This window comes from Bacillus sp. FJAT-52991, assembly GCF_037201805.1.
In the GTDB taxonomy this organism is placed as follows: domain Bacteria; phylum Bacillota; class Bacilli; order Bacillales; family Domibacillaceae; genus Bacillus_CE; species Bacillus_CE kandeliae.
Map to the genome: position 1 here is coordinate 830,001 of NZ_CP147404.1, position 20,444 is coordinate 850,444.

Consider the following 20,444-nt stretch of genomic DNA (forward strand, 5'->3'; position numbering starts at 1 on the left):
GGTAGGAGAGCGTTCTAAGGGCGGTGAAGCTAGACCGTAAGGACTAGTGGAGCGCTTAGAAGTGAGAATGCCGGTATGAGTAGCGAAAGAAGGGTGAGAATCCCTTCCACCGAATGCCTAAGGTTTCCTGAGGAAGGCTCGTCCTCTCAGGGTTAGTCGGGACCTAAGCCGAGGCCGATAGGCGTAGGCGATGGATAACAGGTTGATATTCCTGTACCACCTATTTACCATTTGAGCAATGGGGGGACGCAGGAGGATAGGGTAAGCGCGCGAATGGAAATGCGCGTCCAAGCAGTTAGGCCGATGACGAGGCAAATCCCGTCATCATCAAGGCGGAGCTGTGACGGCGAGGGAAATATAGTACCGAAGTTCCTGATTCCACACTGCCAAGAAAAGCCTCTAGCGAGGTAAAAGGTGCCCGTACCGCAAACCGACACAGGTAGGCGAGGAGAGAATCCTAAGGTGAGCGAGTGAACTCTCGTTAAGGAACTCGGCAAAATGACCCCGTAACTTCGGGAGAAGGGGTGCTCTTTGGGGTGAATAGCCCCGAGGAGCCGCAGTGAATAGGCCCAGGCGACTGTTTAGCAAAAACACAGGTCTCTGCGAAGCCGCAAGGCGAAGTATAGGGGCTGACGCCTGCCCGGTGCTGGAAGGTTAAGGGGAGCGCTTAGCAATAGCGAAGGTGTGAACCGAAGCCCCAGTAAACGGCGGCCGTAACTATAACGGTCCTAAGGTAGCGAAATTCCTTGTCGGGTAAGTTCCGACCCGCACGAAAGGCGTAACGATCTGGGCACTGTCTCAACGAGAGACTCGGTGAAATTATAGTACCTGTGAAGATGCAGGTTACCCGCGACAGGACGGAAAGACCCCGTGGAGCTTTACTGTAGCCTGATATTGAATTTTGGCACAGCTTGTACAGGATAGGTAGGAGCCTTTGAAGCGTGAGCGCCAGCTTACGTGGAGGCGTTGGTGGGATACTACCCTGGCTGTGTTGAACTTCTAACCCGCACCCCTGATCGGGGTGGGAGACAGTGTCAGGCGGGCAGTTTGACTGGGGCGGTCGCCTCCTAAAAAGTAACGGAGGCGCCCAAAGGTTCCCTCAGAATGGTTGGAAATCATTCGCAGAGTGTAAAGGCACAAGGGAGCTTGACTGCGAGACCTACAAGTCGAGCAGGGACGAAAGTCGGGCTTAGTGATCCGGTGGTTCCGCATGGAAGGGCCATCGCTCAACGGATAAAAGCTACCCCGGGGATAACAGGCTTATCTCCCCCAAGAGTCCACATCGACGGGGAGGTTTGGCACCTCGATGTCGGCTCATCGCATCCTGGGGCTGTAGTCGGTCCCAAGGGTTGGGCTGTTCGCCCATTAAAGCGGTACGCGAGCTGGGTTCAGAACGTCGTGAGACAGTTCGGTCCCTATCCGTCGCGGGCGCAGGAAATTTGAGAGGAGCTGTCCTTAGTACGAGAGGACCGGGATGGACGCACCGCTGGTGTACCAGTTGTCTTGCCAAAGGCATCGCTGGGTAGCTATGTGCGGACGGGATAAGTGCTGAAAGCATCTAAGCATGAAGCCCCCCTCAAGATGAGATTTCCCATAGCGCAAGCTAGTAAGATCCCTGAAAGATGATCAGGTAGATAGGTTCGAGGTGGAAGCGTGGCGACACGTGGAGCTGACGAATACTAATCGATCGAGGACTTTTCCTAGGCGATTTGTACGGTTACAATACTTATTATCCAGTTTTGAAAGAACAAAAAAGTTCTTGCAAAAAATAGTTATTATGTTATAATAATAACTGTCTTGAAAAGTCTGGTGGCGATAGCGAAGAGGTCACACCCGTTCCCATACCGAACACGGAAGTTAAGCTCTTCAGCGCTGATGGTAGTTGGGGGGTTCCCCCTGTGAGAGTAGGATGTTGCCAGGCGGATATTCCGCAGTAGCTCAGTGGTAGAGCAATCGGCTGTTAACCGATCGGTCGCAAGTTCGAATCTTGCCTGCGGAGCCATTTAGGGAGAGCTGTCCGAGTGGCCGAAGGAGCACGATTGGAAATCGTGTAGGCGGTTAACGCTGCCTCAAGGGTTCAAATCCCTTGCTCTCCGCCATTTTAAAAAAGTAGAAAAAATGGCCCGTTGGTCAAGCGGTTAAGACACCGCCCTTTCACGGCGGTAACACGGGTTCGAATCCCGTACGGGTCACCATAAATGGAGGATTAGCTCAGCTGGGAGAGCACCTGCCTTACAAGCAGGGGGTCGGCGGTTCGATCCCGTCATCCTCCACCATTAATAATTTATAATCGTCGCGGGGTGGAGCACGTCCGAATAAGCTTCATTGAAACCGTAACAGCGTACCGATTGAGTTGCTTCTTGAGTTAACTTTCTGAAATCGGAACGGTCATTTACTAAGACATGAAATACACTAAGTTTTATTCACAACGTCGCGGGGTGGAGCAGTCTGGTAGCTCGTCGGGCTCATAACCCGAAGGTCGCAGGTTCAAATCCTGTCCCCGCAATAAATGGTCCGGTAGTTCAGTTGGTTAGAATGCCTGCCTGTCACGCAGGAGGTCGCGGGTTCGAGTCCCGTCCGGACCGCCATTTATACATAATAATATTGGCTCAGTAGCTCAGTTGGTAGAGCAATGGACTGAAAATCCATGTGTCGGCGGTTCGATTCCGTCCTGAGCCACCTTTATTGCCGGTGTAGCTCAATTGGTAGAGCAACTGACTTGTAATCAGTAGGTTGGGGGTTCAAGTCCTCTTGCCGGCACCATTTTCTAAATGTGGAGGGGTAGCGAAGTGGCTAAACGCGGCGGACTGTAAATCCGCTCCCTCAGGGTTCGGCGGTTCGAATCCGTCCCCCTCCACCAGTTTTTATAGGGGCATAGTTTAACGGTAGAACAGAGGTCTCCAAAACCTCCAGTGTGGGTTCGATTCCTACTGCCCCTGCCAAATTAAACTTAATACCATTTATGGCGATCGTGGCGAAGTGGTTAACGCATCGGATTGTGGTTCCGACATTCGGGGGTTCGATTCCCCTCGGTCGCCCCATATTTAATTAATGGGCTATAGCCAAGCGGTAAGGCAACGGATTTTGATTCCGTCACGCGAAGGTTCGAATCCTTCTAGCCCAGTATGCGGAAGTAGTTCAGTGGTAGAACACCACCTTGCCAAGGTGGGGGTCGCGGGTTCGAATCCCGTCTTCCGCTCCAATCTATCTTTATGGCGGCATAGCCAAGTGGTAAGGCAGAGGTCTGCAAAACCTTCATCACCGGTTCAAATCCGGTTGCCGCCTCCATAATTTGCCGGTGTGGCGGAATTGGCAGACGCGCACGACTCAAAATCGTGTTCCGTGAGGAGTGTCGGTTCGACCCCGACCACCGGTATTATAACATCGTTGATATAACGGCAAAACAAGGCATCTACTATCGTTAGTAGGTGTCTTTTTTACGTATAATCATACGGTAAATGATCGTGTGCCTAATACGTAAGCTCAACCGCTTTCCTTCAATTTAAACGAGGGAAGGCGGTTTTTTTTATGGGTCGTCGCAAGAACGAATTGAATGGACGCGAACTTGATATCGTAGCCCAGCCGGTAACACGCGCTATATTAATGTTTGATGATGCGCTTGGTATATTCCTAGACGATGCTAAACGGAAAGGGCTGCGAGATTTTACGATTGTTTATTATCGGCGTGAAATTAATTATTTCCGTAATTATCTCGCTCGAGAAGAAAAATCGTTATTAATTCACGAGGTAGTGCGACAAGATGTAGACGAATATGTCGAATATATGCAGCAAGTTAGCGGATTAAAGAACGGAACGATCAACGCCAAGTTGCGGGCTATTCGGGCGCTCTTTCATTTTTTATATGAAAACAAGTACATCGCTAAAAATCCGATGGATAAATACTCCTTGCTTCGCGAACGTGCTGGAAATATCGAAACATTTACGGTCAAGCAATTACAAGCGCTATTGAACGCGCCAGATCGTCGTACCTTTACAGGGCAGCGTGATTATACGTTTATGTTGCTATTACTTGAGACCGGAATCCGTTTGAATGAGGCGACAGGAATACTAATTGAGGATGTAAAGCTAAGCGAGGGTCTCATTTTTATACGTCAGACAAAGAATCATTTTCACCGTTATGTACCGATACAAGCGAAGATGCGCGAACAATTGAAGCGCTATATTCAAATACGCGGCACGTCCGAATGTAATCATTTATTTGTGACGATAGATGATACACCGATGTCTCGCGGCGCTTTGCAGAAGATAGTCGGTCAATATGGCAAGAAAGCTGGCGTTAAAGGAGTGCGCTGCTCGCCACATACTTTACGGCACACATTCGCCAAAATGTCCGTTATGAATGGGGCCGGTATATTCGAGCTACAAAAGATACTCGGTCATTCAACGATGGAAATGGTACGAACATACGTCAACTTATATTCAAGCGAAGTTTATGAGAAGCACAAGGATTTTTCGCCATTAAACAATTTATGAAACGGTAGGGGATTAGAATGTGTTACAAAAAACGTCCAGAGGATTTAGAGAAGGTTCTTAAATTTATCGACGATAATTTTGACGCTCTTTTTATTAGGAAATTACCAGACGAAGAAGGAATATTGCATGGCCATGAGGTTGCAGACACAAACAGTGGAGAAATCGTGACGGTCGGGTACGACCACATATTCGAGCAAGTTATGTATTTACGCACATGCCAACCTCTTATGTATGACGCAATCACTAAAGATAACCCATTCGACAAAAAATAAAAATAAAAAAAGAGCCATTGAACGCACACTAGCCGAAATAATCGAAACTAGAGCCATCCAATGACGCCTACGCAACGTCATTTTATCAAAAATTTCGGCCAACTGCAAATTCTGCCAGTCTGTCTATCGGACAGAACGTATGTTTGTGTTGGTGTGTGTCATGGCGAATAAGGAGCCATTAAAAATGACGATCATACTCGACAACTATAAATTATTCGAAAATAAAGCCGACCTAAACGAAGCAGTCCGTCTGCATTTGGTCGCCAATAAGTACGAACTAAACGCTACTGCAATCAAAACACTCGAAGTCATCAGCCGTCATGCTGTTAAACACGGTGGCGCTGCTTGGCTTAAAATCGACACGCTCGCAGGCTTGATCGGCAAATCTGCGCCGACAGCTCGTCGTGCTGTTGCGTTATTGGAGTGCTTGGGCATCGTTGAGCGTATCGCTTATATGCGTCCAAAAAGTGGCGGGAATGGCGGGAATATCATCCGCATTTTAGTAATTGATTGCCCGGAAGTGATTGACCGCCAAGAGTCCGAAAAGCCATGCGGAGCAAGCGTTGAGCAGCCGAATGAGCCGAAAGAAACCATTAATCTTAAAAGCTATAAATCTATTAAAGAACTTAATACGTATAATAAACCTTCTTCGCCCTATAAACCGTTCAAATCGCTTGTAACGGCATTTATTGGCGACGGTTATAATAGATTAATCAATCGCTTATACGGCGTATGGATTGCACAGACGTCTTATTTAAAGTCTTCTTTTGACGCTGATGACTTATTACAAACGGGCTTATTTGCCGTGAAAGCTACGTTCCAAGCAACCAAGAGGAAGTCTATACGCAATCTAGTAGGCTACTATAACGGCGTGCTTGATCGTATGTTGGATCGGTTATATCTCGAGGGCAAACACGCGATGGAGGATGATTTGAGTTGATAAGTCTTGCGTAATAAATGCTAGTTTCGGAAAATAATGTTAGAATACTACGTGAAATTACTAGAGAGGATTGAAGTAGATTGTCCAATGAAGATCAATATTTAGAGCTTATCACATACCTAAAAGAAACTAGTCCAAGGCAAATACTGATTGATATTTCCGGAAGTTTGCCATCAAAAGCTGACTTAAAAGTGGTTGAAGGCGTAATGTTTCAGTATAAGCTACCTGCCGGTGTCGTCAATGTCCTCATTCAATATGTTTTTCTGAAAACTGATATGAAAATGACGAAAAGTTATGTAGAGAAAATCGCCTCTCATTGGGCGCGGAAAAAAGTAAAAACAGTTGAGCAAGCGATGGAGTTGGCGAAGAAAGAGCATCAGCAATACTTGCAATGGGCAAGAAATCAGAAGGTAAGTCCAACGCCGGTCGAGCGCACCAAGCTAGAAGCTATCGAAGCGGCTTCTCTTAGCGATATGAGTGACGAACAACTAGGTGTATTTGTTCGCAAGCTATTTCGTCAGTAATCAGCGTTTAATCCTTATGCAGCGATTGTTGTATTAAGAGTGCCGCGTTTTATAGTGTGGTATTTGCTACGGTAAAGCCTGTTTTAAAAAGTGTTGATTTTCGGTAACAATAACTTATATATAGGTATAGCGTCTTATTAACGATGAATACGACCTTATTCGTACATCGGCACCGTGCACTGACCGACACACCTCGCCAAAAAGTCGGGGGTGTGGGACGATATTAGGCGATATTCCGCAAATAAGGTTATATTCCGTTTGTCAGTCCGATTGCACCGCTTATTGATCGGACAACGCCGTTTTGTGCATATAAGAAGAAACTCGGCATTTATAGGGCGTTTTGATGTCGTAGGTTGTCCGAAAATAAGCGACTAGACCGGACTTTATGAGGTGTTTTTAGGGCAAATCTTCTGCACCAACCGCCTGGCGCGCGACCCTCCAAACGTTTTGACTGATGGCGTAATAAGGCGTAACAAATAAGCATATTCGACGACATGGAACTTGGATTGGACGAACGGGCTAGGTTTAATCTAGGGTGTCGACAGTGCCATATCTTTTAAGTATTGACACCGTTTCATAAACGTAGTAATATCAAGGTATCAAGCGGTGTCATATCTTAGTATCGTAAATGACGCCGAAAAAGGAGTGTCGTTTATGAAATACGGATATGGTCGGGTATCAACAGTTGGGCAGGATTTAGAAGCGCAGATTCAAGCGTTAGAAGCCGAGGGCTGCGACGTTATTTATTCGGAGAAGTTTACAGGGACAAAAGCGGATCGACCGGAGTTCCAACGCCTACTATCGAAGTTAGAGACAGGCGATTCATTAGTGGTCACGAAACTAGATCGGTTTGCTCGTTCAACGTCAGAAGCCCTAGCGATAGTGAAGGAGTTGTTCGAGCGAGGTGTGCGTATACATGTACTTAACATGGGCGTCATAGAGGATACACCAACGGGGCGCCTAACCTTTACGATCTTCTCTGCCTTTGCCGAGTTCGAGCGTGATATGATCGTTGAGCGTACGCAAGAAGGCAAAGCGATTGCGAAGCAGCGCGATGACTTCCGAGAAGGTCGTCCGAATAAATACAGTCGTAAGCAGATCGAGCACGCGCTTGAGCTACTCAAAACCAATTCATACAAGCAAGTTGAAGCGTTAACAGGAATCTCGAAGTCAACGTTAATAAGAGCAAAACGTAAACAGTCGGTCGAATGATCGGCTTTTTTATTTTCGAAACTCCCCAAGCGCCACTAGTTAAACCCCCGCAACTGGACCACGTAAAATCCGCGCATCATTTTTTCATTTCGGAAATTATTACCGACCCAGGGCGACCTTTTTACGTCGATAATAGCTTCGTTGTTTTCGTCAATAGTTTCGCTTTTTTGTCGCATAAAACGCATATTTATGCGCTTTTTTCGTCGGTCGTCGTCAGTTGACGTGGCCGTGTCGTTCACTCGTCGTCGTTGATAAATCAACGTTTTTGTGCTTTTTTACCATTGAAAATTTCGGAGTGTAGTGTTAATGTAATATACGTATTTTATGCATAGATTCATTGTAAAGGAGTTATAAAGATGTTGGATGAAAGAAGTATTGTAAAGATGCTGGACGCTGGGAGTAGTTTAGAAGATGTTTCGGAGGTTGACGGTAGAAGTCCGCGTACCCTTGAAGATTTTTTACGTAAAAAGGGATATAGAAAGCACTTAGGAAAATGGATCACTAAAAGTGAAAAAGAGCGCCTCATCGCGAGGGATAGAAGAAAGAGAAGCGCTGGTTTAACAGAAGATGAGCAACTATTAGCACGTTGGATTATAGCTGCACGTCAACTCGATGAAAAAGACAAAGGTAATTTGAATTTTAGGTTTCCGAGAACACTTATTAACAGATTAAATGATTTCGCAGATAGACGCGGTTTGCAAAAAACTCAAACGGTTATGGTTGCGTTGGATAAGTTTCTAAGCGAATATGAATGATAATAGAGTAAAGCCCCTTCCGTTGTTACTACGGTTGGGGCGTTTTTTGTTTATTCTTCGTCATTGTCTACGAGTATAAGTAAATCACCAATTCCTACGTTTAATGTCTTACAAATAACTCCGATTGTGTTCCGTTGGTACTGCTTTGTTGTGTCGTTATACAGACGTCGTAGTGTTTCAAACGGTAGCCCCGTCATATCCGAAAACTGTCTAATTGTTATTTTTCTCTCATCCAATAACTCTTTTAAATTTGATTTTGCGCGCATTTGTAACGCCTCCTAAATATTTTATATAACTCCATTATACACGTTGACTAAAAAGAGTAGTCAAAAACTATTGACAACGTTTCGTAGTCATAATAAGATATGTGTAACGACAACAAAGTGTAGTCAATATCGAAGTGAAGAAGGAGCGATAAACAATGACACAAGTAACATTCCGCAAAACAATCGTAGGTTTTTATAATGTAAGTCCCGCAGGTTCTAACGCTTTTATCAATCTGCGCCCTGACCAATTCCGCAAGCTATTTCCGGACGTCAGCGCCAAGGCACATTACGGCTGTGGCACGATCAACAGCGAATTAGCCGACGAACTATTTAATGGCGATGTCATGGAGGTGTATGGCGCATGACAAGGCAGCGCACCGTTTACATTGTCGACCGTGACTACGATCCAGTGACATGCGAAGAAATGACGTTCAGCGAACCGGCTGTTTTGGTCGCGCCGAATATGTTAGCTGCGACTAGAGCGGATGGGCTGGCACTGTATATTTTCGGAGAGGCGATCGAATCAGATGCTACTTATATTGACGAGTCTATGGCAGTAAAAGTATTTACAATTAAAGGAGCGATTGAATATGTACGAGGGTAACGTAATGGTGGAGTATGTAAGGACTAGTAACGGATGGGTTAACGTGTATGTAGTAGACGGGCCGGAGCATGGTCGGAGAGTTAGCTTGCCGCCGGAGACGTTTCGTTGGCTAGTCGGAGGATATAAAAGCGCGCACCGGGCAGTAAAAACAATTCCTGCGGCAATTGCGCAAGAAGTTGGACTGATCGGATTGATTTAAGATTATGCCCCGATGATGCGGTAGTGTTGGCGCACTGGATTGGCACGCGGAGGGGCTTATCTTACGTTGGTACGTCAAGGGCAAAGGCGTATCAACAGGTGGAGCGAGGCAACGTGGAACGTTATCTGCGGCAACAGATAATTTTGTACGCTGCTTCGTCACAATTTACGGCCATGCGTTTGGAGGCTTGTGCTTACGTCAGACCACTACGGTCTGGCGATTTTTTTTTATTTTTTTCGAAAAAAAGTGTGTAAATCGAAAAGCCAAACGATGTAATAAGTGAAGGAGTAAAAGTCACACGGGATTAGTCCATAAAAATTTTTAAGAAATTGCGCAAAGTGTGCACGTTTTTCGAAATTCAATTGAATGTATATATGAGGGATGAGTAACGCAGTGAATTTATTTTCGCAAGTTATGTCGCAAAACAACTGCTGTTTTGTCCTTTATATAGTGAGAGGGGAAGTAAATCTTGTGTTTAATGTGCAAACCGCGATTTGATGTGACAAATAAAGTGTAAGGCGAATTTCTTTTTCATGGAAAATGTCCCAAAAAACAAAAAAGCATTCCCCTTCTATAGTGTAAGAAGAAAAAATCACACGGAAGTTACTGGAAATAAAATATTAAATTATGTTCATAAAAAGTGCGCCAAATGAAAAGTCATGCGGTGTAATAAGTGAAAAGTAAAATTAATTTCGCAAAAATGTCCCAAAAATCGTTTTAGCATGGGGTACTATAAGTGAACTCGCAAAAGTTACATAGAAAGGAGGAACGCCTAAACCTTATTTTTTCGTGAATTATGTCGCAAAAGCTACTACGTGTAGCACGTCTTATAAATGTAAGGAGCAAAAGTCACACGGAATTAATCCGAAGAAGAAAAACTAAATTATTTTCGGGAAAGTGTGCGAAACGCTTTCGTCAAACGTTGTAATAAGTGAAACAGTAAAAATATTTCATTGAAAATGTCCCAAAACGCAAAAAAAAATTTGGATATAAGTAGTATAAGGCGAAATTTCTTTCGAAAAATTGTCGCAATATCCTAAAGTTTGAACGTGTCTATTAAGTAAGGAGGAAATTATTTTCGAAAAAGTATCCGCACTAGCCTGTTTAATTTCGTTATTACAGTAGAGGGATAAAAATTTTCGCGGAAAATGCGCGAAACAGAAACTCACACGATGTAATAGGTGAGAAGGAAATTTTGAAAAACCGTCCGCGCCGGCTGTCTGAATTACGACATATACAAGTGAAAGGAGTGATTAATCGAAAAAAGTTAGCTTAACATGTCCCAGTTTACGATTTTATTTTGGGTATATATAGTAGGAGCTATTTTCTGCAGATAATTAACAAAATTAACGAAAAGGGAGAGATTCGAAGATGGAAAAATCACGTCAAACATTTGAAGAAATGCTAAAGAAAAGAGTAGACCCACAAATAGACGAAACACAGCCGTCACACTCACCACACAATCGTCTGGTGGCAATGCGTAAAAAAAACGCTATCAATTACGGCAGAGGTACTAGACGAAAGCGATACGCTTGAAAAAGCTGAACCGAAATTACGTGCGAGCGTGCGAAACAAGCTAATGGCGATGGTCAGAAGTGGAATAATATCGCTTGGTCAAACGGCTGAAACCGAGGAAGATGCGGAGATACTTGCCGTGTGTTTGGAGTTACTAAATAAAATCGACGGAGGTGTCCCGTATGGACATAATCGAAGTAATCCACGTTCGTGTAGCTGATTTTCAAGTATGGCCGGAAATGGCCGCCGAAACATTTGAGCAGTTGGTTACTGATATAAGGGCCAACGGCGTTCTTTATCCGATTATACTAGACGCAGATTTTACAGTTATTGACGGTCATCACCGGCTAAAAGCTGCCAAACAGGTGGGTCTTGAGCGAATCCCTTGTATCGTGCGCCAGAACCTATCAGCCGACCAAAAACTCGAAATAGCACATAAAGCAAATGCAACGACTCGCACATTAACCGCGGCCGTCAAGAAGGCCCGTGCCATTGAATTACGTAAACAAGGTAAGTCATTCCGTCAGATAGCGGAGTGGCTTGGTGTTGGCAAATCTACTGTTGATCGCTGGATAAAGTCGTTTGAGCAAGGTGTCCCGCCTGGGACGAAAAAGCCGAAACGAACGACCGAAACTGTCAAAGGTAGCGATGGTAAGGAATATCCGTCCCAAAAACCAAAAACGACGCAGCAGGAGTTCGTTGAATCGTTACAGCGCAGAATATCCGAACTAGAAAGTAGCGAATACGCTTTAAAGACGGAACTAAGAGCGGTTAGGCTTTCAATTAGAGAGCTAGGCGCTGAATCGAAGAGAAAAGATTCCGAGATTGCTAGGTTACGGCGTGAATTAGAAGCGGAGAAGATAAATAATAGGTTTTCGGATTGGTTTGGAGGTGGGGGTGATAACGGGCTAGAAGTTTTCGCGTCGATGGTTGGCTTGAACGACGATGCTACGGTAGAGCAAATAGATCGTGCTTTTCGTAGAGCTAGGGCCAAAGCACATCCAGACAATACAAAAGGCGATGATTGGTTATCGAAGCGATATAACACAAGCTACGATATGTTTAAACGTCTTTACCGCGTGAGCTAAAACGAAATTAAAGGAGCGATGTTCATGGAAGAAATTTACGATAAACCGTTGCCGAACGATAAACGCGAGCTATTAACCGGCAGAAACTACGAAATGTATAACTTGGACTTAATGCGGAAGGTGTTTCCGCGAATTATCACCGAACACAACGAAAAATATTCACGGGTACAGCGCCGACCGCAGATCCGCGACATCATTTCGCTGTATTTTTATTTGCTGTCGTACGTTGATGGCAAGCATACGCGGGAGGACGGAACAGCCAGCAAGCGGTTCGGCGCGAGTTTTCCGTCAAAGGAGCAGATCACCGAAAATTTAGGGCTGGCTGAAAAGCGAATTAAGCCTATGATCGGAATATTGGAAACGAACGGGCTATTGCTCGATGTGAAGGACGTATGGGAGGGGACGCGACGATATAAGTGGTATTATGTATCGTTTTGCCCTCGAATAAGTGACGACGGTTATATAGTAGACGAAAATGGCGAAAAGATAATGCCGGATTTATCTAAGTATTAGCGATACAGGCATCTAAGGAATGTAAGGGAAGGGGTTTTAGATGACTGCTTCCATAGGGTTGTTAGATAGCCGAGTAAACATACCAACGTTAAACATACCAACGTTAAACATACCAACAAATACTCCATTCGCTAACGCTCATGCACTCACATTCTATCGAATGTTCGTGTATATCCGAATAGATACTATTATATCTTGTCGTAGTAGCTTGTTTCTTATAAAGAAAGAAAACAAAATAAGCCGTGCGGTCATCTAATGCTTGTACCGCAAATAAATTAAATTCCGTCCCACATGGGACATCTGAAGGAGGCGGAAATCTATTGTTTCTCACACCGCAGCAACGAGAAGTACAAAACGCACTCGACCGATTTTGGTTCACGTATTACACGAAGTCGCTCACCGCCGAGCAGCGCATCGAACTCGCGGACCAATTCGCGGTAGAGTGGCTTGATCGTCCAAAGTTCAAAATAGATAGCGAGTTTATCAGGCATCCAGCGACCTTAAAGCGAAGTTTCAGCCGTTCCCACACAGTCGCCGACGTGCTAGCGGACTTTATCATGCGAGTCGATCAAGTGGCGGAGCGTTCGGCAGAATATCCGATCAGCAATCCCGACCACCAAGTTAAGGGTGACAGAGATCGACGGGAGAACGAACGGTCAGTATATAACCAGTACCAAGAAGATGAAGCGGAAAAGGACGAACAAGCACGCATACCGCCGTACTCGGTGAGAGAAAGCGACATTGTACTCGAAAACTCCGCGGAGGACATCTTATTCAAAGAAGCGTCGCCAAGCGTCAAACAATTCCGAGCTCAATTACGGAAGGTAAAGGAGTTTGCAGAGTTTTACGCCACTACATTCGCTGATGAATACGGATACGATAAGCAAGGAGCTCTACGATTAATCAAACGGCTGGGCCTGTCGCGTGTTCGAGAGTGTGAAATTTGTGGCGGTGCTTATTATGCCCATGACTTGCGGCAAAGATATTGCGATTGTCAACAGAACCCTATCGAAAATTTGTCTACGTGTCAGCGAATAGCCAAACAAATAGGCGATTTAGTACGGGAAAAGTCCATTATATAGTAGGAGGCCAGTTCGGAAGCCCTTTTATTTTGGGCTGATAGTTAAAAAAATTATAGGAAGGGTGAATAAAGTGGACGCTCAAACGTTTCGTAATGTTCGCTTGTACCTAGGCTATGATCAAAGTGAGTTTGCGAAGTTACTAGGCGTCAGAAACACCTACGTGTCAATGATGGAAAATGGGACTAAGCCAGTCAGCGATGCCGTGCGAATGAAGATTGCTAGGCAATTTACGTTAGGTCGTGATTTTGTGGATGCGGTTGAAGCTTTCTCTTTTTTGGGGAGTTTATCAGAAAAATAACATAAGTATCCAATATGAATTTATCATAGTTGGTTTGTAAAGTCAAACGACTTGGAGGGGGGTGAGCGAGTGAGCGACAAAGAACGAATCGAACTACTTATCTCATATTTACAAGTGTTGTGTAACGTAAGCAAGGCGGAAGTTAGAGTCTTCGCTGAAATGCAACGTACGGTTGCGGAAATTGAACGACTATTAAACTAAAAAACGAACGAGGGAGAGAGTGAACAAATGACGATCAAACAAGCGCAATTAATCTATCGACTAGCCTACATGGAGCAAACGTTAAAGCAGGCGGCAGGTGATCGCCGATGACCAACGTGAAGACTTGCAATCGTTGCAATCGAACGAAGCTGATCGAGGAATTTAACAAAAATCCGAAGATGAGGGACGGACGACTTAATCAATGCCGTGAGTGTGTCCGTGAGTATCGCAGGCAAAACGCCGATAAACTTAGAGAGCAGTCTCGGCGATATAAAGAGGCAAACCGCGAGGTCATCCTAGAAAGAGACCGTCAATGGCGCCGAACAATCGAGGGGCGTGCGCGTAAAGCATTTGATAAGTCGAATTGGAAATGTCGCCAGTACGGAAAAAGCACCTCATTGACATATGAAGATGTATTGACTGAGTTCAAGGAAACTAAAACATGTCCATACTGCAACACTGCGCTCGGGATGGAGCCTGGCAAACAAAAGCCGACACTTGAACATATTTATTCGCTCAACAAAGACTTGGGCGGTGTAAATAATGTCGTAAATATATTAGCAGTCTGCGAGGCTTGTAATCATAAAAAGGGAGATATGCACGTCTACAACTATTATCAATCCAGCGACAAGTTTACGGACGAGCTGTGGGAACGATTTATTGACAAATCTGTGCGCCGCTTAGTTAGCGGTGAAGTTACTGAGCGGAGGGTTCGACAGTTCGAGGCCGGCATGAAGATAGAAGCAGACAAACCGTGGCATCAAAGCGTGAAAGGTAATAAGGGGAGCGAGGCAAGTTGACAAACGAACTATGGCGCTATAATACCGGCTGGCTGTGCGGTTATACAGAAGACCGCGAGCTGATTCGGCGCATCAAGCGATATAAAAAAGATTGGGAGATCATGGCGGACTACTTTAAAGGTAGCCGCCTTATTGGCGTTCAGTTTAAAATACCGATCGAGCAGCGACGGCCGGCCGAGCGAATGTTTGAAGCGAAAACGACATGACAGATTTTAAAGAAAATAAAGCGATTTAAGCGTGTTTAAGTCTTGCCCTACTATTTATATTCGAAAGAAAAAAGGCGGGCTAAAACACGCTAATTTTAACGAAAATCTGTTCGTTACACACATTTTTTAAGCCAGGAGGGGTCACCTATACAAATTACGATATGTCGTGGCCAAAAGTCGCTCGTCCGAGTGATTAAAGATGGTCGCGTCTTTTACTTTGATGCGGGGCCACACACGACGGAGCAGCGTATCAAGGAAATTGCGGTGAGCAGCTTCGTCAAAATGCGAAACAAATCGGAGGCGATGTGGGTTGGAAAAAGCAAAACGAGGTAAGAGACGGCCGCCAAAGCGGTTGGCCGGTACTACGGAAAGGGGTGATTAAAAATGAGAAAAGGTAATATCTCGTATTTTTTAAAGTGTTACCGGAAAAGCGGCTGTAAATTATCCTAACAAAAAAATGAAAAGGACGTGAAGAAATGGAAGAATTAGAACAAGCACAAGCGACAGAATCAATCGAATCAACCGAAGCGGCGGAACAGCCGAAACCGGACGAGATCATACAGCGGCTTGAAGCAGCAGAAAAGGCGTTAAAACAAAAAGATGTCGAATACGGCTTTTATAAACGAGCTAACGAGGCGGGCATCCAAAATATCGACCAGCTCATGCCGTACTTAAACCTTGACGCATTGAGCGAGGACAAAGAAGGCGCCGATCCACTCGGGGATGTCATAGGCATTTTGTCCGGAATAGCCCCAGTAAAAAAAGAAACAAAGGTGATCGGCGTCCCTTCTAATGGAGGAGCACCACCGGAAAAATCAAGAGAAGCACTGCTGCGAGAAGCCAGCGAGAAAGCAAGACGAACAGGGCGCGTGGAAGATCGCGTCGCATTTAGCACACTAAAACTAAAATTATTCGGAGGTAATAAATAATGACATTAATCTATAACCAAGACCTAATCGGAAAGAAACAATCGGTAGTTGACGAAATCTTACTCTTAAATCCTAATCAGACGCCAATGATTAACTTGCTCGGCTTTAGCGAACCAGTCACGGCAACAACCCACGTATGGTACGAAGATGAAGTCTTTGCTACCAAGTCCACAGTAACAACAGCGGCAGCAGCCGACGTAACAGAATTAGTAGTCGCGGATGTCGAAGCCTTTCGAGGTGATATCGTTGTAAAAGTCGATGAAGAATTGATGCTTGTTCAGTCGGTTGATCCGGCAGCTAAAAAGATCACAGTCGTTCGCGGCTACTCGGGAACGACGCCAGTAGCCATTAAAGCCAATACGGAAATTGAGGTCTTATTCGTACGCGGCGAAGAAGGCGCCGAAGCCCGTCAAGCACGCTACAAACAGCGTCAGCGTGCAGAAAACTATACGCAAATCTTCGATGAAAGCGTCGAAGTATCAGGCACGGCTGAAACGGTAGCGCAATATGGAATCAGCAATCTGTATGAGTACGAGAAGGCGAAGAAAGAATTAGAACTTGCGCTTCAACTTGAAAAAGCCGTAATCAACGGGATTATGTTCGATGATGGCAAGGTTCGTCAAATGCGCGGTATCCGTAACTTCATCCAAACGAACGTTACAGACGCGGCTAATGCGGATATTACGATCCAAATGCTGAACGACATTTCACAGGCGGTTTATTCAAAGGGTGGCTTTGCAAGCGGCGGCCAATATGCGTTCGTGGTGCCGGCCAAGCAAAAGCGTAAAATCAGCGACCTGCAAAACGATAAACTTCGCCTTGTTCAATCCGAAACAGCACGCGGGCAAGTAGTCGATTATATCGTCAATGACTTTGGAAAATTCCAGGTCGTGATGAACGACAACTTAAAGTCGGACGAGTTGTTATTTATCGACACAAACCGTATTAAGATTCGACCACTTGGCGACCGTGCGTTTCACCACAAATTGCTCGGAGTAACCGGAGATCGAACACAAGGTATGCTTGTTGGCGAGTATTCGCTTGAATTAACGCAAGAAAAAGCACATGCACGCATTAAAGGACTAGCTTAATAAACGACCATGTCCGCAGGCTCTTTAGCTTGCGGGCTTTTTCATTTATCAAATTGCGGAAAGGAACGATGAAATTGAGTAAACGAAGACTAAACGAGAAGCAGATCGCAGCAATCACGATTTTAGCGCAACCCAAGCGCGCCGGCATGACCTATGACGATGTAGCTAAAGAGGTTGGCGTCGCACGCTCAACTGTTTTCGAGTGGAAAAAGCAGGACTTGTTTTGCGAGGAGCTAAAAAAGGAAATCGTTCGCAACACAATCGACCGGTTGCCGGAAGTAATGGAAGCTGTGCCGGACATTATTATTCGCGACGGGAACGCGGCAATGCTTCGAACGCTTCTACAAGCTCACGGGCTATTGACAGACAAAGTGGCCGTTGAGCAAAAAAGTGAAGCAGGCAGCGTCGATTTAGATGCGATGCGTGCGGATATCAAGCGTATGAGGAGCGGTAAGTAATGAACGACTTAAAAAGATTACTAGTAGCATGTCGACAAGTTATCGACTGTCTGCCTGGTCGCATGAGCAAAAGAAAGCTCAAGGCGGTTGAGCGATGCAGGACAACGATGCAAGCGATGGGCAACGCTAAAGCCATCGAACTGATTGACGCAGTAGCTGATTTCGGTGTTGCTTATAACGCAGGCGAATCATGGGTCGACGTCGAACAAGCGGCGGCAAAAATCATGCGACTATTTGACGAACTAAGCGAGGTTGAACGCGAATGATGGATTTAACGGCGGTCATCCGCCTAAACGACCAAATGTCCGGCAAGCTGCGCCGAATCCAATCGCAAATGAAGTCATTCAGCCAGGCTACTAATCAGACGGCAAGCACGACAGCGCAATTTGCGTCTAGTCTACCGGCAATGGCGTCGGGAGCATCGGTTGCTACAGCGGCGCTTGCACCGTTAGCGGCGGCGGCTGGAGGTCTTGCTTCATCGCTAGCAGCAGCAGGAGCTGGAGCGGTAGCATTTGGCGTGGTTGCTACTTCGGTGCTCGGAGATATATTCGATGCGGCTAAAGAGGTCGATACGATACAAGAAAAAATTGACAAAGCTACTACGGCGGACGCTCGCATTAAAGCGCAGGAAGAATTGGCGGCAGTTTACGGAGACTTATCAAAAGCGCAAGCGGGCGCACTCAAGGACTTGCAAGACTTTAAAGCGTTTTGGGGCGACTTTACCCAGCAGTTTGAGTCGCCGATCTTTGAAGCGTTCGGATCTAGTTTAAACGCAACTAAAGGATTACTCAAAGGTTTGGAGCCGACGATTAGTAGCGTAGCAACTGTAGTCGCCGAAACGATGGAAAAGGTAAATAAGTCGATGGATAGTCCGGCAATGAAGGAATTCTTCGGATGGCTAGAAAGTAACGCGGCCAGAAGCTTAACTAACTTCGCTACGATAGCGGGTAACACCTTTCACGGACTGATTGGAGTCTTACAGGCATTCGCACCGACCGGCGCATCCGTTGAAGAAAGTCTCGTAAAGATGTCGGAGAGCTTTCGCGAGTGGGGACAATCGCTGTCCGAGTCGGATGGCTTCCAGAAATTCATCGAATATGCCAAGCAGACGGGACCGGTTCTTATGGAAGTGTTCGGGAATATAGCGTCGATCATCGGTCAAACAGTCGAAGCCTTAGCGCCATTGGGCGCCGCACTATTGTCGGGTATCGCCAAGTTTACCGGATTTATTAAGGAGAATTTCGCATTGATTCGACCGATCATTATCGGAGCAGCGACTGCATTTCTTGCGTTTAAAGCTGTGAGCGTCATCATTCCGATCATACAAGGTGCAATCGCTGTATTTAACGGACTAAAAACGGCGCTTACGTTCGTTAAAACCGGCTTTACCCTAGTGCGTATAGCGATGCTCCTATTTCCAGGCGCTTGGATTGTCGTAGCAATCGGAGCGGTCGTAGCAGCCGGCATTGCGCTCTATAAAAACTGGGACAAAGTTAAAGCAATGGCAGAACGTTTAGTCAGCGCAGTTAAATCCGGTTGGGACAAGTTGCTCAAATGGACGAAAGATGTGTTCGGAAAATTGCCCGCGCCGATTCAATCCGCGTTGAAAACGGCGGGCAAGGCGGTTAAGTCGTTTTTCAGTCCGATGTTGAATTTTTTAGACCTCGCTAAAGAAGGCTGGAAAAAGCTGACGTCGCTCGTTAAAAACTTCAAGGTGCCGAAAATCAAGTGGCCGTCTCCTCCGTCTTGGATGAGCGGGGGCGGCGGTGGCGACGGCGCTAAAGGTAAAGGTAACTTCCACGGACTGTCCAACGTTCCATATAACGGATATACGACTGCGTTGCATAAGGGCGAAATGGTTCTTAATCGGAAAGAAGCCAACGCCTATCGCCAAGGATCAACTGGCGGTAACGTAATAAATTTGACTGTCCACTACAACGGCGGAGGGAGTTTAACGGAACAGGAAATGCACCGTTTTTCGAACTTCTTGATACGACAAATCGAACAGGCGGAGGGAGTTTAATGGCGAACAACAACGACGGAGGTTCGGGCTATACGTCCGGGCTTCCGTCTTTTTTTTGTGTTGCTGACGGGCGCTGTGTTGCATCGAGTATGAGCTTTGCGGGGGATAGTTCGGTTGGATGCGGAATTTCGGACTTGTAATTATTTCCGTAGAGGTATATAATTCGGATAAGGAAAGCGGTAGTGTATACTTATTTTCCGTATAATCAGCGAATAAATGACCGTGTGCCTATCGGAAGGATTAACGGCTCTTTTCACGACTCAAAATCGTGTTCCGTGAGGAGTGTCGGTTCGACCCCGACCACCGGTATTATAACATCGCTCGCCAATGCGATGAAATCAACGTTTCTTACAAAATGTAAGAAACGTTTTTTATTTATCGTCAATACGATTCTTAGAAAAATATCGTGTACATAAAATCGTGTGCGAATCCTGTCATTAAACAAGGAGGAATTAAGAAATAGCAAGGCGTACAAACGAATTATTAATTGAAGAATTATCCATTATTAACTCACCAAAAGCAGTAAAAGAAATTGATTTTAAAATCGCTTTTTCTTTATTTGTTGATGATTGCCAAATCAGAAATCTAAGACCTCAAACAATCGACTTAGTGATATTAAATTACTCAAAGATCGCAAAAAGGTTGTTGAAACCTTTACCAATGAACAGCTACAAACACTTTTTAATCAGCCAAATTTGCGTTCGTTTGTTGGGGTAAGGAATTATACATTCATGCTTTTACTACTTGAAACAGGCGTGCGTGTGAGCGAATTAGAAGGAGTTTGTGTTCAAGATATTTTGTGGAATGAATCTAAACTTCATATAAGGAATACAAAAACCTATAAAGAGCGGATCGTGCCTATTCAGTTAAAGATGAAAAACCAATTACAGAAGTATATTCAAATACGAGGAGTAATGGAAACAGATGCTTTTTTTGTATTGTACTTATGGATTAGTTAAAATAAAAATGTGAAA

21 protein-coding genes, 15 tRNA genes and 2 rRNA genes (1 of these 38 only partly in view) are annotated in these 20,444 nt (G+C 45.3%); 37 read left to right on the top strand and 1 reads right to left on the bottom strand.

The genetic code is table 11. From position 1 onward, the window contains the following. From WDJ61_RS04260 to WDJ61_RS04365, 22 genes are all read left to right on the top strand, one after another. Positions 1–1,703 (top strand): 23S ribosomal RNA (locus WDJ61_RS04260) (it extends 1,230 nt beyond the left edge of the window). Positions 1,704–1,805: 102 nt separating this feature from the next. Beyond that, positions 1,806–1,921, top strand: a 5S ribosomal RNA gene (gene rrf, locus WDJ61_RS04265). Positions 1,922–1,927: 6 nt separating this feature from the next. Further along, positions 1,928–2,002, top strand: a tRNA-Asn gene (locus WDJ61_RS04270). Between the two features lie 5 nt (positions 2,003–2,007). Next, a tRNA-Ser gene (locus tag WDJ61_RS04275) sits at positions 2,008–2,099 on the top strand. A 21-nt stretch (positions 2,100–2,120) separates the two neighbouring features. Next, positions 2,121–2,195 (top strand) — tRNA-Glu (locus WDJ61_RS04280). Positions 2,196–2,200: 5 nt separating this feature from the next. Then, positions 2,201–2,276, top strand: a tRNA-Val gene (locus tag WDJ61_RS04285). A 156-nt stretch (positions 2,277–2,432) separates the two neighbouring features. Beyond that, positions 2,433–2,506, top strand: a tRNA-Met gene (locus WDJ61_RS04290). A 5-nt stretch (positions 2,507–2,511) separates the two neighbouring features. Further along, positions 2,512–2,588, top strand: a tRNA-Asp gene (locus tag WDJ61_RS04295). Between the two features lie 18 nt (positions 2,589–2,606). Further along, positions 2,607–2,679 (top strand) — tRNA-Phe (locus tag WDJ61_RS04300). An 8-nt stretch (positions 2,680–2,687) separates the two neighbouring features. Then, positions 2,688–2,763: transfer RNA gene (locus WDJ61_RS04305), tRNA-Thr, on the top strand. Between the two features lie 12 nt (positions 2,764–2,775). Then, positions 2,776–2,860: transfer RNA gene (locus WDJ61_RS04310), tRNA-Tyr, on the top strand. Between the two features lie 8 nt (positions 2,861–2,868). Further along, positions 2,869–2,942, top strand: a tRNA-Trp gene (locus tag WDJ61_RS04315). Between the two features lie 23 nt (positions 2,943–2,965). Next, positions 2,966–3,041: transfer RNA gene (locus tag WDJ61_RS04320), tRNA-His, on the top strand. An 11-nt stretch (positions 3,042–3,052) separates the two neighbouring features. Beyond that, positions 3,053–3,124 (top strand) — tRNA-Gln (locus WDJ61_RS04325). Between the two features lie 3 nt (positions 3,125–3,127). Then, a tRNA-Gly gene (locus WDJ61_RS04330) sits at positions 3,128–3,202 on the top strand. A 12-nt stretch (positions 3,203–3,214) separates the two neighbouring features. Then, positions 3,215–3,288 (top strand) — tRNA-Cys (locus WDJ61_RS04335). 6 nt (positions 3,289–3,294) lie between these two features. Next, positions 3,295–3,376 (top strand) — tRNA-Leu (locus tag WDJ61_RS04340). A 152-nt stretch (positions 3,377–3,528) separates the two neighbouring features. Continuing rightward, complete coding sequence (locus WDJ61_RS04345; protein ID WP_338753399.1) at positions 3,529–4,494, top strand: tyrosine-type recombinase/integrase; 966 nt, start codon at positions 3,529–3,531, stop codon at positions 4,492–4,494. Between the two features lie 456 nt (positions 4,495–4,950). Then, a complete protein-coding gene (locus WDJ61_RS04350; RefSeq protein ID WP_338753400.1) occupies positions 4,951–5,706 on the top strand; it encodes a helix-turn-helix domain-containing protein in 756 nt (251 codons plus the stop codon). A gap of 80 nt (positions 5,707–5,786) precedes the next feature. Next, positions 5,787–6,230 carry a DnaD domain protein gene (locus WDJ61_RS04355; RefSeq protein ID WP_413789058.1) on the top strand — a complete coding sequence of 148 codons (444 nt, stop codon included), beginning with the start codon at positions 5,787–5,789 and terminating at the stop codon, positions 6,228–6,230. Positions 6,231–6,884: 654 nt separating this feature from the next. Next, on the top strand, positions 6,885–7,442 hold the full coding sequence (locus WDJ61_RS04360; protein ID WP_338753401.1) for a recombinase family protein: 558 nt from the start codon (positions 6,885–6,887) through the stop codon (positions 7,440–7,442). A gap of 356 nt (positions 7,443–7,798) precedes the next feature. Then, positions 7,799–8,197: a hypothetical protein gene (locus WDJ61_RS04365; RefSeq protein WP_338753402.1), complete on the top strand. Its 399-nt coding sequence runs from the start codon at positions 7,799–7,801 to the stop codon at positions 8,195–8,197. 50 nt (positions 8,198–8,247) lie between these two features. Here the strand turns inward: WDJ61_RS04365 and WDJ61_RS04370 are convergent, their stop codons facing one another. Then, complete coding sequence (locus WDJ61_RS04370; RefSeq protein ID WP_338753403.1) at positions 8,248–8,463, bottom strand: helix-turn-helix transcriptional regulator; 216 nt, start codon at positions 8,461–8,463, stop codon at positions 8,248–8,250. 155 nt (positions 8,464–8,618) lie between these two features. Here WDJ61_RS04370 and WDJ61_RS04375 point away from each other — a divergent pair, with 155 nt between their 5' ends. The 15 genes from WDJ61_RS04375 (at position 8,619) to WDJ61_RS04445 (ending at position 20,429) form a co-directional block, all read left to right on the top strand. Then, positions 8,619–8,828, top strand: a complete 210-nt coding sequence (locus WDJ61_RS04375) for a hypothetical protein (RefSeq protein WP_338753404.1) — start codon at positions 8,619–8,621, stop codon at positions 8,826–8,828. Further along, complete coding sequence (locus WDJ61_RS04380) at positions 8,825–9,067, top strand: hypothetical protein (RefSeq protein ID WP_338753405.1); 243 nt, start codon at positions 8,825–8,827, stop codon at positions 9,065–9,067. The genes WDJ61_RS04375 and WDJ61_RS04380 overlap by 4 nt, the downstream gene beginning before the upstream one ends. Further along, complete coding sequence (locus WDJ61_RS04385) at positions 9,054–9,266, top strand: hypothetical protein (protein ID WP_338753406.1); 213 nt, start codon at positions 9,054–9,056, stop codon at positions 9,264–9,266. Before WDJ61_RS04380 ends, WDJ61_RS04385 begins: the two co-directional genes overlap by 14 nt. Before the next feature lie 1,697 nt (positions 9,267–10,963). Continuing rightward, the gene (locus WDJ61_RS04390) at positions 10,964–11,869 is read left to right on the top strand and encodes a ParB N-terminal domain-containing protein (RefSeq protein WP_338753407.1); all 906 of its coding nucleotides are present in this window, start codon (positions 10,964–10,966) and stop codon (positions 11,867–11,869) included. A 24-nt stretch (positions 11,870–11,893) separates the two neighbouring features. Continuing rightward, positions 11,894–12,382 carry a hypothetical protein gene (locus WDJ61_RS04395; protein WP_338753409.1) on the top strand — a complete coding sequence of 163 codons (489 nt, stop codon included), beginning with the start codon at positions 11,894–11,896 and terminating at the stop codon, positions 12,380–12,382. 320 nt (positions 12,383–12,702) lie between these two features. Then, positions 12,703–13,464, top strand: coding sequence for a hypothetical protein (locus WDJ61_RS04400; protein WP_338753411.1), 762 nt, complete (start codon positions 12,703–12,705; stop codon positions 13,462–13,464). 70 nt (positions 13,465–13,534) lie between these two features. After that, entirely contained in the window at positions 13,535–13,762 is a 228-nt protein-coding gene (locus tag WDJ61_RS04405; protein ID WP_338753413.1) for a helix-turn-helix transcriptional regulator, read from the top strand. A gap of 308 nt (positions 13,763–14,070) precedes the next feature. Continuing rightward, on the top strand, positions 14,071–14,763 hold the full coding sequence (locus WDJ61_RS04410) for a hypothetical protein (RefSeq protein WP_338753415.1): 693 nt from the start codon (positions 14,071–14,073) through the stop codon (positions 14,761–14,763). Then, entirely contained in the window at positions 14,760–14,969 is a 210-nt protein-coding gene (locus WDJ61_RS04415; RefSeq protein ID WP_338753416.1) for a hypothetical protein, read from the top strand. Before WDJ61_RS04410 ends, WDJ61_RS04415 begins: the two co-directional genes overlap by 4 nt. A gap of 476 nt (positions 14,970–15,445) precedes the next feature. Further along, entirely contained in the window at positions 15,446–15,898 is a 453-nt protein-coding gene (locus WDJ61_RS04420; RefSeq protein ID WP_338753417.1) for a hypothetical protein, read from the top strand. Continuing rightward, positions 15,898–16,989 carry a DUF5309 family protein gene (locus WDJ61_RS04425; protein ID WP_338753419.1) on the top strand — a complete coding sequence of 364 codons (1,092 nt, stop codon included), beginning with the start codon at positions 15,898–15,900 and terminating at the stop codon, positions 16,987–16,989. The genes WDJ61_RS04420 and WDJ61_RS04425 overlap by 1 nt, the downstream gene beginning before the upstream one ends. A gap of 68 nt (positions 16,990–17,057) precedes the next feature. Beyond that, positions 17,058–17,447: a phBC6A51 family helix-turn-helix protein gene (locus tag WDJ61_RS04430; RefSeq protein ID WP_338753421.1), complete on the top strand. Its 390-nt coding sequence runs from the start codon at positions 17,058–17,060 to the stop codon at positions 17,445–17,447. Then, positions 17,447–17,713, top strand: coding sequence for a hypothetical protein (locus WDJ61_RS04435; RefSeq protein WP_338753423.1), 267 nt, complete (start codon positions 17,447–17,449; stop codon positions 17,711–17,713). The genes WDJ61_RS04430 and WDJ61_RS04435 overlap by 1 nt, the downstream gene beginning before the upstream one ends. Continuing rightward, positions 17,710–19,470: a hypothetical protein gene (locus WDJ61_RS04440; RefSeq protein WP_338753424.1), complete on the top strand. Its 1,761-nt coding sequence runs from the start codon at positions 17,710–17,712 to the stop codon at positions 19,468–19,470. The genes WDJ61_RS04435 and WDJ61_RS04440 overlap by 4 nt, the downstream gene beginning before the upstream one ends. A gap of 569 nt (positions 19,471–20,039) precedes the next feature. After that, entirely contained in the window at positions 20,040–20,429 is a 390-nt protein-coding gene (locus WDJ61_RS04445; protein ID WP_338753425.1) for a site-specific integrase, read from the top strand. The last annotated feature ends 15 nt before the right edge of the window (positions 20,430–20,444 follow it).

What these genes read in the sequence shown, in the direction of transcription:
- WDJ61_RS04380 (WP_338753405.1), top strand. Translation starts at nt 8,825, where the DNA reads ATGACAAGGCAGCGCACCGTTTACATTGTCGACCGTGACTACGATCCA.
- WDJ61_RS04385 (WP_338753406.1), top strand. Translation starts at nt 9,054, where the DNA reads ATGTACGAGGGTAACGTAATGGTGGAGTATGTAAGGACTAGTAACGGA.
- WDJ61_RS04440 (WP_338753424.1), top strand. Translation starts at nt 17,710, where the DNA reads ATGATGGATTTAACGGCGGTCATCCGCCTAAACGACCAAATGTCCGGC.
- WDJ61_RS04420 (WP_338753417.1), top strand. Translation starts at nt 15,446, where the DNA reads ATGGAAGAATTAGAACAAGCACAAGCGACAGAATCAATCGAATCAACC.
- WDJ61_RS04390 (WP_338753407.1), top strand. Translation starts at nt 10,964, where the DNA reads ATGGACATAATCGAAGTAATCCACGTTCGTGTAGCTGATTTTCAAGTA.
- WDJ61_RS04395 (WP_338753409.1), top strand. Translation starts at nt 11,894, where the DNA reads ATGGAAGAAATTTACGATAAACCGTTGCCGAACGATAAACGCGAGCTA.
- WDJ61_RS04365 (WP_338753402.1), top strand. Translation starts at nt 7,799, where the DNA reads ATGTTGGATGAAAGAAGTATTGTAAAGATGCTGGACGCTGGGAGTAGT.
- WDJ61_RS04350 (WP_338753400.1), top strand. Translation starts at nt 4,951, where the DNA reads ATGACGATCATACTCGACAACTATAAATTATTCGAAAATAAAGCCGAC.
- WDJ61_RS04410 (WP_338753415.1), top strand. Translation starts at nt 14,071, where the DNA reads ATGACCAACGTGAAGACTTGCAATCGTTGCAATCGAACGAAGCTGATC.
- WDJ61_RS04375 (WP_338753404.1), top strand. Translation starts at nt 8,619, where the DNA reads ATGACACAAGTAACATTCCGCAAAACAATCGTAGGTTTTTATAATGTA.
- WDJ61_RS04345 (WP_338753399.1), top strand. Translation starts at nt 3,529, where the DNA reads ATGGGTCGTCGCAAGAACGAATTGAATGGACGCGAACTTGATATCGTA.
- WDJ61_RS04425 (WP_338753419.1), top strand. Translation starts at nt 15,898, where the DNA reads ATGACATTAATCTATAACCAAGACCTAATCGGAAAGAAACAATCGGTA.
- WDJ61_RS04430 (WP_338753421.1), top strand. Translation starts at nt 17,058, where the DNA reads ATGAAATTGAGTAAACGAAGACTAAACGAGAAGCAGATCGCAGCAATC.
- WDJ61_RS04370 (WP_338753403.1), bottom strand. Translation starts at nt 8,463, where the DNA reads ATGCGCGCAAAATCAAATTTAAAAGAGTTATTGGATGAGAGAAAAATA.
- WDJ61_RS04360 (WP_338753401.1), top strand. Translation starts at nt 6,885, where the DNA reads ATGAAATACGGATATGGTCGGGTATCAACAGTTGGGCAGGATTTAGAA.
- WDJ61_RS04435 (WP_338753423.1), top strand. Translation starts at nt 17,447, where the DNA reads ATGAACGACTTAAAAAGATTACTAGTAGCATGTCGACAAGTTATCGAC.